Annotated in this window: 14 protein-coding genes; all 14 read left to right on the top strand. The window is 57.9% G+C overall.

Going from position 1 to position 12,168, the window contains the following annotated elements; genetic code table 11:
* Positions 1-96 precede the first annotated feature (96 nt).
* The 14 genes from KHU33_RS02895 to KHU33_RS02830 all read left to right on the top strand — a co-directional run bounded on the left by KHU33_RS02895 (position 97) and on the right by KHU33_RS02830 (position 12,139).
* Complete coding sequence (locus tag KHU33_RS02895) at positions 97-1,560, top strand: glutamate synthase subunit beta (RefSeq protein WP_211461010.1); 1,464 nt, start codon at positions 97-99, stop codon at positions 1,558-1,560.
* Between the two features lie 239 nt (positions 1,561-1,799).
* Complete coding sequence (locus KHU33_RS02890) at positions 1,800-2,603, top strand: ABC transporter ATP-binding protein (RefSeq protein WP_211461009.1); 804 nt, start codon at positions 1,800-1,802, stop codon at positions 2,601-2,603.
* Positions 2,603-3,403 carry a lipid asymmetry maintenance ABC transporter permease subunit MlaE gene (gene mlaE / locus KHU33_RS02885; RefSeq protein ID WP_211461008.1) on the top strand — a complete coding sequence of 267 codons (801 nt, stop codon included), beginning with the start codon at positions 2,603-2,605 and terminating at the stop codon, positions 3,401-3,403. Before KHU33_RS02890 ends, mlaE begins: the two co-directional genes overlap by 1 nt.
* Before the next feature lie 124 nt (positions 3,404-3,527).
* Entirely contained in the window at positions 3,528-4,001 is a 474-nt protein-coding gene (gene mlaD / locus KHU33_RS02880) for an outer membrane lipid asymmetry maintenance protein MlaD (protein WP_211461007.1), read from the top strand.
* Positions 3,998-4,729 carry an MlaA family lipoprotein gene (locus KHU33_RS02875; RefSeq protein ID WP_211461006.1) on the top strand — a complete coding sequence of 244 codons (732 nt, stop codon included), beginning with the start codon at positions 3,998-4,000 and terminating at the stop codon, positions 4,727-4,729. The genes mlaD and KHU33_RS02875 overlap by 4 nt, the downstream gene beginning before the upstream one ends.
* A 105-nt stretch (positions 4,730-4,834) precedes the next feature.
* Positions 4,835-5,464, top strand: a complete 630-nt coding sequence (locus KHU33_RS02870) for an MlaC/ttg2D family ABC transporter substrate-binding protein (protein ID WP_211461005.1) — start codon at positions 4,835-4,837, stop codon at positions 5,462-5,464.
* A gap of 17 nt (positions 5,465-5,481) precedes the next feature.
* Positions 5,482-5,775 carry an STAS domain-containing protein gene (locus KHU33_RS02865; protein ID WP_211461004.1) on the top strand — a complete coding sequence of 98 codons (294 nt, stop codon included), beginning with the start codon at positions 5,482-5,484 and terminating at the stop codon, positions 5,773-5,775.
* Positions 5,776-5,951: 176 nt separating this feature from the next.
* Positions 5,952-6,905: an ABC transporter ATP-binding protein gene (locus KHU33_RS02860; RefSeq protein ID WP_211461003.1), complete on the top strand. Its 954-nt coding sequence runs from the start codon at positions 5,952-5,954 to the stop codon at positions 6,903-6,905.
* Positions 6,905-7,660 carry an ABC transporter permease gene (locus KHU33_RS02855; protein WP_211461051.1) on the top strand — a complete coding sequence of 252 codons (756 nt, stop codon included), beginning with the start codon at positions 6,905-6,907 and terminating at the stop codon, positions 7,658-7,660. Before KHU33_RS02860 ends, KHU33_RS02855 begins: the two co-directional genes overlap by 1 nt.
* A gap of 61 nt (positions 7,661-7,721) precedes the next feature.
* Positions 7,722-7,973: a BolA family protein gene (locus KHU33_RS02850; protein ID WP_211461002.1), complete on the top strand. Its 252-nt coding sequence runs from the start codon at positions 7,722-7,724 to the stop codon at positions 7,971-7,973.
* An 82-nt stretch (positions 7,974-8,055) separates the two neighbouring features.
* On the top strand, positions 8,056-9,306 hold the full coding sequence (gene murA, locus KHU33_RS02845; protein ID WP_211461001.1) for a UDP-N-acetylglucosamine 1-carboxyvinyltransferase: 1,251 nt from the start codon (positions 8,056-8,058) through the stop codon (positions 9,304-9,306).
* Positions 9,303-9,950 (top strand): ATP phosphoribosyltransferase, encoded by a 648-nt coding sequence (gene hisG, locus KHU33_RS02840; protein WP_211461000.1) that lies wholly within the window; start codon positions 9,303-9,305, stop codon positions 9,948-9,950. The genes murA and hisG overlap by 4 nt, the downstream gene beginning before the upstream one ends.
* Before the next feature lie 43 nt (positions 9,951-9,993).
* Positions 9,994-11,319 (top strand): histidinol dehydrogenase, encoded by a 1,326-nt coding sequence (gene hisD, locus KHU33_RS02835; RefSeq protein WP_211460999.1) that lies wholly within the window; start codon positions 9,994-9,996, stop codon positions 11,317-11,319.
* Positions 11,320-11,350: 31 nt separating this feature from the next.
* The gene (locus tag KHU33_RS02830) at positions 11,351-12,139 is read left to right on the top strand and encodes a DNA-methyltransferase (RefSeq protein WP_211460998.1); all 789 of its coding nucleotides are present in this window, start codon (positions 11,351-11,353) and stop codon (positions 12,137-12,139) included.
* The last annotated feature ends 29 nt before the right edge of the window (positions 12,140-12,168 follow it).

Genomic DNA, 12,168 nt, shown 5'->3' with positions numbered 1-12,168 from the left:
CCGGAAACAAGCGATTAAGCCAAGTAACGATAAGAATCGCGGAGGACCTGGCAGTGCCGGATCCTCTGCATTCTGTAGCCAGAATGCGAGTGAGAAATGGGAAAAGTAACGGGTTTTATGGAGTTTGAGCGGGTCGGCGAAACGTATGAAGCGCCGCTGACGCGCAAGAAGCATTACAAGGAGTTCATCCTGAGTCTGAGCAATGACGAAGCCAAGACCCAGGGCGCGCGCTGCATGGATTGCGGGATTCCTTTCTGCAACAACGGTTGCCCGGTGAATAACATCATTCCGGACTGGAACGATCTGGTGTATCGCGGCGCTTATCACGAGGCGCTGGAGACTCTGCACTCGACCAATAATTTTCCGGAGTTCACCGGCCGTATCTGTCCGGCGCCCTGCGAAAGCGCCTGTACCTTGGGCATCAATAGCGACCCGGTGGGCATCAAGTCGATCGAGCATTTCATTGTCGACAAGGGCTGGGAAAACGGCTGGATCGTGCCGCAACCGGCCTTGGTCAAAACCGGCAAGAAGGTCGCCGTGGTAGGTTCCGGCCCTGCCGGCTTGGCGGCGGCGCAGCAGCTGGCGCGTATCGGCCACGATGTCACCGTATTTGAAAAGAGCGATCGCGTCGGCGGTTTGCTGCGTTACGGGATTCCCGATTTCAAGATGGAGAAATCGCATATCGACCGCCGCGTCGAGCAGATGGAAGCAGAAGGCGTGACTTTCCGCACCGGCGTTCTGGTCGGCAAGGATTTCCCTGCCAATGTGAACAACTGGGCCAAGAAGACCGTTTCTCCGGAAGAATTGAAGGCTGAATTCGACGCCGTGGTGATTGCCGGCGGCGCTGAGCAGCCGCGCGACCTGCCGGTGCCGGGGCGTGAACTGAAGGGCGTGCATTTCGCCATGGATTTCCTGCCGCAGCAAAACAAGATCAACGCCGGCGACAAGGTCAAGGATCAGATCCTGGCCGGCGGCAAGCACGTGGTGGTGATCGGCGGCGGCGATACCGGTTCCGATTGCGTCGGCACTTCCAACCGCCAGGGCGCGCTATCGATCCAGCAGTTTGAACTGATGCCGCAGCCGCCTGAGCAGGAAAACAAGCCGCTGGTATGGCCTTACTGGCCGACCAAGCTGCGCACTTCGTCCTCGCATGAAGAAGGTTGCGATCGTGATTGGGCAGTGGCCACCAAGCGGTTGGAAGGCAAGAACGGCAAGGTCGAGAAACTGATCGCCGCCCGCGTCGAATGGAAAGACGGCAAGATGCAGGAAGTGCCCAATTCCGAATTCGAAATGAAGGCCGACCTGGTGTTCCTGGCCATGGGTTTCGTGTCGCCGGTGGCGCAGGTGCTGGAAGCGTTTGGCGTCGACAAGGATGCGCGCGGCAACGCCAAGGCTACTACCGACGGCGACGCCTGCTACAAGACCTCAGCCGATAAAGTGTTCGCAGCCGGCGACATGCGGCGCGGCCAGTCGCTGGTGGTCTGGGCCATCCGCGAAGGCCGCCAATGCGCACGCGCAGTCGATGAGTTCCTGATGGGGGCCTCCGTATTGCCGCGTTAATGTTGTCGCAACGATAGCCAAAGCAATTACCGCAGCGGTCTTGCTGCACCTAAAGAAAGAGCATGTCAGTGGCAACACCGGCGTGCTCTTTTTTCTGCAACGGATGTTTTGCTCATGCATTCAGGCAATAGTCAAACTGTTGTAATGGCGGCACATGTCAGACTATCTACTATTGCCTGGCTCTGAACGATTGTCGCATTTGCACTACAATAGCCCCTTTGATTTATTCGGTGGATGGTGTGGCAAATATCGTCGAAATTCGTGATCTGCAATTTAGCTATGGAGAGAGGTCGATTTTATCGGGTCTCAACATGGACTTTGCGCGTGGCAAAGTGATCGCCGTCATGGGCGGTTCAGGTTCCGGCAAGACCACTATATTGCGGCTGATCGGCGGCCAGTTGAGTCCGCAGGCTGGTAGCGTCAAGGTCGACGGCGAAACGGTGCACACACTGTCGACCCCTGCCTTGTATGCGCTGCGGCGCAAGATGGGCATGTTGTTTCAGAGCGGGGCGTTGTTTACCGACCTCACTGCATTTGAGAATGTAGCGTTTCCGCTGCGCGAGCATACCGATTTGTCGCCAGAGTTATTAAACAGGCTGGTGCTGTTGAAATTGAATGCGGTAGGTTTGCGCAATGCGGCGCAACTGAAGCCGTCCGAGATTTCCGGCGGCATGGCCAGGCGGGTAGCGCTGGCGCGGGCCATCGCGCTGGATCCGTCGCTGATCATGTATGACGAGCCGTTCGCCGGCCTCGATCCGATTTCCATGGGCGTGACGGCTAATCTGATTCGCAAGCTGAATGACGCGCTGGGTTCGACCAGCGTCCTGGTGTCGCACGACGTCCATGAATCGTTCGGCATTGCCGACTATGTGTATTTCCTGTCGCAGGGAGAAATCGTGGCGCAAGGCACGCCGGCAGAGATGCAGGCGTCGACCCATCCGTACGTGAAACAATTCGTCAACGCCGAACCCGATGGTCCGGTGCCATTCCATTATCCGGGCAAGTCGCTGGCCGAGGATATGGGATTGAAGGGGCAGGCTTAATGCGTAATGGCGTAACTAAGTTTGTAAGCAATTGCCTGGCTGCGATAGGGCGCACCTTGCGCGAGTCGGTCACCGGCCTGGGGATGGCTGCGCGCATGTTCTTTGCGATCTTGCGCGCCTCGCTCGGCCTGTGGCGGCGTCCTCGGCTGATTACCGACCAGATCCATTTCATTGGCAATTACTCGCTGATCATCATTGGCGTATCGGGCTTGTTTGTCGGTTTCGTGCTGGGTCTGCAAGGGTATTACACGCTCAATAAATATGGTTCCGAGCAGGCGCTGGGTTTGCTGGTGGCGCTATCGCTGGTGCGTGAACTGGGGCCGGTAGTGACGGCTCTTTTGTTCGCTGGCCGCGCCGGTACTTCCCTGACTGCGGAAATCGGCTTGATGAAAGCCGGCGAGCAATTGTCGGCGATGGAAATGATGGCGGTCGACCCGCTGCAAAGAGTGGTGGCGCCGCGTTTCTGGGCCGGCGTGGTGGCGATGCCGGTGTTGGCGGCCTTGTTCAGCGCCTTGGGTATCTTTGGCGGCTACCTGGTCGGGGTGCAGCTGATCGGGGTCGACGAAGGGGCGTTCTGGTCGCAAATGCAGGGCGGAGTGGATGTCTGGCAAGATGTCGCCAATGGTGTGTTGAAGAGTATCGTATTTGGCGTCGCCGTGACTTTCGTTGCGGTATGGCAGGGATATGAGGCGAAACCGACGCCGGAAGGGGTTTCCAGGGCAACTACCAGCACCGTGGTGATCGCGTCGCTGGCGGTATTGGGGCTGGACTTCCTGCTGACCGCTTTGATGTTTAATTAATTATTTGCGCGGCGAATTAGGCGTGGTGAATTAGACGTGGACTGAGCGCTGCAGCGCGTTTACTTCTCGTTACTATTTTCTTCCCGGGATTTTATTCGCGGTGGTATTTTTAAGGTGATGAATCATGCAACAAAAAACCGTAGACGTATGGGTGGGCATATTTGTTCTGGTCGGGATACTGGCTTTGGGCTTTTTGGCGCTGAAAGCCGGCAACCTGAGCAGCTCGACTTTCAACAAAACCTATCCGGTAACCACCAAGTTCGACAATATCGGCGGCCTCAAGGTACGCGCTTCGGTCAGAAGCGCCGGCGTGGTGGTCGGACGCGTTGCTTCGATTAATTTCGACGACAAGAATTTCCAGGCGGTGGTGACCTTGAATCTGGACCAGCGCTATCAGTTTCCAGAAGACAGTTCGGCTAAGATTCTGACGGCAGGCTTGTTAGGCGAGCAATATATCGGTATCGAACCGGGCGGCGCCACCAAAAATCTGGTTGCCGGCGATCGTATTAAATTAACGCAATCCGCGATTGTGCTGGAGAATCTGATCAGTCAGTTCTTGTACAGCAAAGCTGCGGATGTAAAGGACACGGAACAATGAAAATCATGACTCGCCTGGGTTCGCTGGCCCTGGTTGCAGCGCTGGCCGGCTGCGCCACTACGGCCAACAATCCGCAAGACCCGCTGGAGGGCTTCAACCGCGCCATGTTCAGCTTCAACGACACGCTTGACAAGGTTGCCCTGAAACCGGTTGCCACCGCTTACCGGTCCTGGCTGCCAAGCTTCGTCCAGACCGGCATCAACAACTTCTTCGGTAATCTGGGCGATGTCTGGAGTTCGGTAAACGGTTTTTTGCAAGGAAATGTTGCAGACGGCACGTCGGACGTGATGCGGGTTGCAGTGAACTCCACGCTTGGCCTGGGCGGTTTGCTGGATATCGGCTCGGAAGCCGGCTTGCAAAAACACAACAAGGATTTCGGCCAGACGCTAGGCAAGTGGGGCGTCGGCTCCGGTCCTTACCTGGTGCTGCCGCTGTTCGGATCGTCGAATATTCGTGATGCTGCCGCCTTGCCGGTCGATTTCTACGGCGACATATGGTCATACAAATACCCGGTGCGTTGGCGTAATACCGGTTCGGTGGTACGTTTGATCGACAAGCGCGCCAATCTGCTGGATGCCGGTGAGTTGCTGGAGGACGCAGCCCTGGACAAGTATGAATTTGTGCGCGATGCCTACACCCAGCGCCGTCAAAGCCAGATTCGCGGCAATAGCGACGACAACGATACCGGGGATAAGGCGGACAAGCCGGCCAAGACCAAACCGGAATGATTATCGGCGCCGGTTGGAACCGGCGCTTGAAATTGTCGTCTTAGGGCTGCATACACGCCGCATCTAAGGCATCTTCTGACAACTATTGAGATTGTTAAAACATACATGAAAATTCTGAAAAAATACCTGGCGCTGTCGCTGACTGTCGGCAGCCTCTTATTCACCGCAGCTGCTCATGCGCAAGAAGCGCCCGACGCGCTGGTCAAGCGCATCAGCCAGGACGTGCTGGATACCGCCAAGAACGATAAAAGCATTCAGGGCGGCGATCAAAAGCACATCCTGACTTTGGTCGAAGAAAAAATCATTCCTTACGTCGACTTTGAGCGCATGACTTCGCTGGCGGCCGGCCGCTATTGGCGCGATGCGACTGATGATCAGAAGAAACAGCTGATCACCCAGTTCCGCAGCTTGCTGATCTACACCTATTCCGGCGCGTTGTCGCAAGTGCGCGACCAGAAGATCGATTTCAAGCCAATGCGCGGCGATCCGGCTGATGCTGACGTCGAAGTGCGTTCGCAGGTGATTCAGCCGCGCGGCGAGCCGATCCAGTTGAATTATCGTATGGAAAAAGCCGGCACAAGCTGGAAGATTTATGATGTCAACGTATTGGGCGCCTGGCTCGTTGAATCATACAAGGGTACTTTCGCCTCGGAAATCGGCAGATCCGGCATTGACGGCCTGATCAAGGTGCTGACGGACAAGAACAAGCAGCGCGCTGCCCGTGGCCTTAAATAATTAGTTGATTGACTATCATGTTCAGACCATCTCACTCGCTTACTGTCGGTAACGCCAAAGTCACTCTGGAAGAGGGCTTGCGCGCGATCGCCGGGGGCGAGACCGAGATCGATCTGGGCGATGTGGTGGCGGTCGACTCGGCCGCCGTTGCTACCTTGCTGGCATGGCAATGCGCCGCCCTCAATCAAGGGCTGACCCTGCATTTTTCCAGCTTGCCGGCCAATCTGGAAAGCCTGATCGAGTTGTACGGCGTCACCGAATTGCTAGCACCCGCCGCTGCGACTGTTGTCGTCAGTACACTGCATCATTGAGCTCTCCCTTTCCCCTTCCTAGCAGCTTGCCGGGTTTGTCGTTGCCGCCCGGCCCCCGCAGCAAAAATCCAATATAATCAAGGGTTACGCCACCGGTCTGGGCCAGCAAGGCGCCAGCGGAGGAATCGGCAGCGTTGCCGCGGCGTCCCCAATTGAAGAATATTTAGCAAGGCACTATGGCGGCCATTCAAATCACCAATGTCAAGAAGCGTTACCAGTCCCTGCAGGCTCTGGGCGGCGTTTCCCTGACCATCGAAGAGGGCGAATTCTTTGGTCTGCTGGGCCCAAACGGCGCAGGTAAGACCACCTTGATTTCGATCATCGCCGGCCTCAACCGGCCCGATTCCGGCAACGTCACGATTCATGGCCACGATGTCGTCAGCGATTATCGCGCCGCGCGCCGCAATCTCGGCGTGGTGCCGCAAGAGCTGGTGTTCGATCCGTTTTTCACGGTGCGCGAAACGCTGCGCATGCAATCCGGCTATTACGGTTTGAAAAACAATGACAAGTGGATCGACGAGGTGATGGAAAACCTCGATCTGACCAGCAAGGCCGACACCAATATGCGCGCCCTGTCGGGCGGCATGAAACGGCGCGTGCTGGTGGCGCAAGCCTTGGTGCACAAACCGCCGGTGATCGTGCTGGATGAGCCGACCGCCGGCGTCGACGTCGAATTGCGGCAGACCCTGTGGCGTTTCATTTCGCGCCTGAATCGCGAAGGCCACACCGTGGTCTTGACCACCCACTATCTGGAAGAAGCGCAAGAGCAGTGCAACCGGATTGCCATGCTCAAGCTGGGCCAGGTGGTGGCGCTCGATTCGACCTCGGCGCTGATCAAGCGCATCGCCGGTTCGCAACTGCTGATACATCTGTCCAGCGGCAGTTTGCCGGCAGCGCTGCAGCCGCTGGTATTGCATGCGGACGGCGGCAGGTTTTCGCTGCGGGTCAATGAATACGGCGATGTCGAGCCCATTCTCGGCGCCTTGCGCCAGGCCGGCGCGGTGATTGAAGACATGCAGCTGCAGCAGGCCGATCTGGAAGATGTGTTTTTGCAGATCATGGACAGCAAGGTCAGCGCCAATGGCTTTAATGTTTTTGCCGATGAATACAGCGCGGGCGGTGTCAAATGATGGTTGGTTTTCAAACCCTGTTTTACAAGGAAGTACTGCGTTTCTGGAAAGTCGCGACGCAAACCATTTGCGCCCCGATTCTGACTGCGATGTTGTATCTGCTGATTTTCGGCCATACCCTGAAAGATCACGTTGAAGTCTATCCCGGCGTGCAGTACACCGCGTTCCTGATTCCCGGCCTGGTGATGATGAGCGTGTTGCAAAATGCCTTCGCCAATACGTCGTCATCGTTGACACAGTCCAAAATGACCGGCAATCTGGTGTTCGTCCTGTTGCCTCCCTTGTCGCATTGGGAATTGTTCGGCGGTTACGTGCTGGCCGCAGTGGTACGCGGCGTGGCGGTCGGTCTGGGCGTATTTGCGATTACCGCCTGGTTTGTCGATTTGTCGTTTGTAGCGCCTTGGTGGATCGTGATCTTCGCACTGTTGGGAGCTGCCATGCTGGGCACCATGGGTCTGATCGCGGGAATCTGGGCTGACAAATTCGACCAGCTGGCCGCGTTCCAGAATTTCCTGATCATGCCTGCCACCTTTCTTGCCGGCGTGTTTTATTCGATACATTCCTTGCCGCCGTTTTGGCAAACCGTCTCGCATTTGAATCCGTTCTTTTATATGATCGATGGCTTCCGCTACGGCTTTTTCGGTCAGTCCGACGTCAATCCGCTGATCAGCCTGCTGGTGATCGGCGCGTTTCTGGTGTTGTTGTCGATACTGGCGGTGCAGATGCTGAAACGCGGCTATAAATTGAGACACTGAGTACGCCGCTGGGCAAGCCACCGAATACGCCACTGAATTTAAAGAGAAGTAAGAAAAGATTATGTTCCCTACACCCGATCTCGTTAAAAGTTACATCGCCGCCGGCCTCGAATGTTCGCATCTGGACGTCGAAGGCGACGGCCAGCATTTCAAGGCGGTGATAGTGTCCGCGGCATTTGCCGGCAAACGCCCGATACAGCGCCATCAAATCGTCTATGCGGCGCTGGGCGACCGCATGCGCGAAGAAATTCATGCCTTGTCGATGAAGACACTGACCCCTGAAGAGTTCGATTCGTCGCAGGACAAAATTTAAGAGCAGTCCAGCTAACCTTGCGGCGAATTATTCCGCCGCCAACTGACCAGATACAACGAATAAATTACAGCGAGAAGTAATCATGGATAAATTATTGATCAAAGGCGGCAACCGCCTTTCCGGCGAAATCACCATTTCCGGCGCAAAAAATGCGGCGCTGCCAATCCTGTGCGCCGGTTTGCTGAGCTCCGACCAGCTGCAACTGAGCAACGTGCCGAACCTGCACGATGTATCGACCATCTTGAAGCTGCTGCGCCAGATGGGATTGAAAGCGACCCAGGACGGCCATTTCGTGACCTTGCAAGGCGATGCCATTACTAATCTGGAAGCGCCGTACGAGATGGTGAAAACCATGCGTGCGTCGATCCTGGTGCTGGGCCCGCTGCTGGCGCGCTTCGGCGAGGCGCGGGTGTCGTTGCCGGGCGGCTGCGGCATCGGTTCGCGCCCGGTCGATCAGCACATCAAAGGCTTGCAGGCGATGGGCGCCGAGATTTCGATCGAAGCAGGCTACATCCATGCCAAGGCCAAGAAGCTGAAAGGCACGCGTGTCGTGACTGACATGATTACCGTCACCGGCACTGAAAACCTGTTGATGGCGGCGACCCTGGCCGATGGTGAAACGGTTCTGGAAAACGCCGCGCGCGAACCCGAGGTCAGCGATCTGGCGCACCTGCTGGTAGCGATGGGCGCGAAGATCGACGGCATCGGCACCGATCGCCTGACGATTCAAGGCGTTGATAAGCTGCACGGCGCCGAGCACTCGGTAATTGCCGACCGCATCGAGACCGGCACCTTCCTGTGCGCAGTGGCGGCTGCCGGCGGCGACGTCATGCTGAAAAACACCCGCAGCCACATCCTCGACGCTGTGCTCGACAAGCTGCGCGAAGCCGGCGTGATCCTGACTTCCGGCGACGACTGGATCCGCGTGCAAATGGCGGCGCGGCCGAAGGCAGTCAGCTTCCGCACCACCGAATACCCGGGTTTCCCGACCGATATGCAAGCCCAGTTCATGGCCATGAACAGCATCGCCGACGGCACCAGCCACGTCACCGAAACGATCTTCGAAAATCGTTTCATGCACGTGCAGGAAATGAACCGTCTCGGCGCCGCCATCGATGTCCAGGGCAATACCGCCATCATCAAAGGCGTCGACAAGCTGGTCGGTGCGCCGGTCATGGCGACCGATTTGCGCGCTTCTGCCTCGCTGGTGATCGCCGGCCTGGTGGCGCAGGGTGAAACCCTGATCGAGCGTGTCTATCATCTGGATCGCGGCTACGATCAGATGGAACGCAAGTTGTCGGCAGTCGGCGCGAATATCGAAAGAATCAAATGAGCCAGAAGTTAACCCTGGCCCTGTCCAAGGGCCGCATTTTTGAAGAAACCTTGCCGTTGCTGAAGGCGGCCGGCATCGAGGTCACCGAGGATCCGGAAACCTCGCGCAAGCTGATCCTGCAGACCAACGATCCGCAGGTGAACGTGATTATCGTGCGCGCTTCCGATGTGCCGACCTATGTGCAGTACGGCGCCGCCGATTTCGGCGTGGCCGGCAAGGACGTGCTGCTGGAGCATGGCGGCGAGGGCCTGTATCAACCGATCGATCTGGAGATCGCCAAATGCCGCATGTCGGTGGCGGTCTCGGCCGGCTTCGACTACGCTAGCGCGATCCGGCAAGGCGCGCGCTTGCGGGTCGCCACCAAATACCTGCTGACCGCACGCGAACACTTCGCGGCTAAAGGCATGCACGTCGACCTGATCAAATTGTACGGTTCGATGGAGCTGGCGCCGCTGGTCGGGCTGGCAGACGCGATTGTCGATCTGGTCAGCACCGGCGGCACTTTGCGCGCCAATAATCTGGTTGAAGTCGAACACATCATGGATATTTCATCGCGGCTGGTGGTGAACCAGGCCGCCTTGAAGCTGAAGCGCGAGCGGCTGCAGCCGATCCTGGACGCTTTCGAAAAAGCTTCAGTTCAATAAGACGCCGCCGTTACGGAACCGCACATAGCAAACTGGAAGCAACATGAGCATAGCAATCAGAAAACTCGATGCAGGACTGCCGAATTTCCAGGCGCAACTGACTGCGCTGCTGGCGTTCGAGGCGAGCGAAGACGAAGCCATCGACCAGGCCGCAGCGCGCATCCTGGCCGACGTCAAGGCACGTGGCGACGCCGCCGTGCTGGAATACACCAATCGTTTCGACCGCCTCAGCGCAAACAGCGTCAGCTTGCTGGAAATCGGCCGGCAGGAATTGCAGGCGGCGCTGGCCGAGCTTTCTCCTGAACGCCGCAGCGCCTTGCAGACCGCCGCTGACCGCGTGCGCAGCTATCACCAGCGCCAGAAAATCGAGTGCGGCTCCGTCGGCTTCAGCTACACCGAAGCCGACGGCACCGTGCTGGGACAAAAAGTCACCCCGCTGGACCGTGTCGGCATCTACGTCCCCGGCGGCAAGGCGGCTTATCCCTCATCGGTATTGATGAATGCGATTCCGGCCAAGGTCGCCGGCGTGCAGGAAATCATCATGGTGGTGCCAACCCCGGACGGGATTAAAAATCCGCTGGTGCTGGCGGCGGCCGCCATCGCCGGCGTCGACCGCGTGTTTACCATCGGCGGCGCGCAAGCGGTTGCTGCGCTGGCCTACGGCACTGCCACCATTCCCCAGGTCGACAAGATTGTCGGGCCTGGCAATGCTTATGTCGCCGCTGCCAAGCGCCGGGTATTCGGCACGGTGGGCATCGACATGATTGCCGGGCCGTCTGAAATCCTGGTGCTGTGCGACGGTACTACCGATCCTGACTGGATCGCGATGGATCTGTTTTCGCAAGCAGAGCACGATGAACTGGCGCAGTCGATTCTGCTGTGCCCGGACGCCGCATATATCGCCGCCGTCGAAGCCAGCATCAACCGGCAGTTGCCGCTGATGCCGCGGCATGAAGTGATCCGCACTTCGCTCACCAATCGCGGTGCGCTGGTGCAGGTGCGCGACATGGCGCAAGCTTGCGAAATCGCCAACTACATCGCGGCTGAGCATCTGGAAATCTCTGCCGAAAATCCGCAGCGCTGGGCTGAGCAGATTCGTCACGCCGGCGCCATGTTCCTGGGCCGTTTTTCATCGGAAGCACTGGGCGATTACTGCGCCGGACCGAATCACGTGTTGCCGACTTCGCGCACGGCGCGTTTCTCGTCGCCGCTCGGCGTCTACGATTTCCAGAAGCGTTCCAGCATCATCAACATCAGCGAGGCCGGCGCCCAGACACTGGGCAAGGTCGCGGCAGAACTGGCGTACGGTGAAGGTTTGCAGGCCCATGCCCGCTCCGCAGAATACCGCTTGAAAGATAGTTCTCAATGACAGCGGCTGCAGTTGGGCCTACGTGGCAGCTATGAGCAACGACTGGATCGATCGCGTCTATGGTGAGGATGCGCTGCAAGGTTTGCAGCGTATCCCGGACGGTTCGGTCGACCTGCTGCTGGCCGATCCGCCCTACGGCCTGGGCAAGGATTACGGCAACGATTCCGACAAGCTCGACACGGCGGCCTACCTGCGCTGGAGCGAAGAATGGATAGACGCCGCCTTGCCGAAACTGAAACCGAACGGCAGCCTCTACATCTTTTTGACCTGGCGTTTCTCGCCCGAGATTTTCGTCATGCTGAAGCAGCGCATGATCATGAATAACGAAATCATCTGGGACCGGCGGGTGCCGTCGATGGGCGGCGGCACCCGGCGCTTTTCGTCGGTGCACGACACGATTGGTTTCTTTGCCTGCGCCAAAGACTATTATTTCGACCTTGACGCCATCCGCATTCCTTACGACGCGGAAACCAAGAAAGCCCGTTCGCGTTCGATTTTTGTCGGCGCCAAATGGCTGGAGCTGGGGTACAACCCGAAGGATGTCTGGAGCGTCTCGCGCCTGCACCGCGAACATCGCGAACGGGCCGATCATCCGACCCAGAAGCCGCTGGAAATCGTCGAGCGCATGATCAAGGCATCCTGTCCGCCGGGCGGAATTGTGCTGGATCCCTTCATGGGCAGCGGCACCACTGCGGTGGCGGCACGCCGCTGCGGCCGTCGGTTTGTCGGTTTTGAACTGAATCCGGAGTATTGCGCGCTGATTGAACAGCGGCTGGCGCAACTGGATAGTCAAGAGCCGGACCAACGGGCGCTGGCCTGATGTTGCCTTAGATGGCAACATCGATAAAG

The sequence above is a fragment of the Collimonas silvisoli genome, assembly GCF_018305005.1.
Taxonomy (GTDB): domain Bacteria; phylum Pseudomonadota; class Gammaproteobacteria; order Burkholderiales; family Burkholderiaceae_D; genus Collimonas; species Collimonas silvisoli.
The sequence above is the reverse complement of the archived record's forward strand: the minus strand, read 5'-3'. Positions and strand labels throughout refer to the sequence as shown.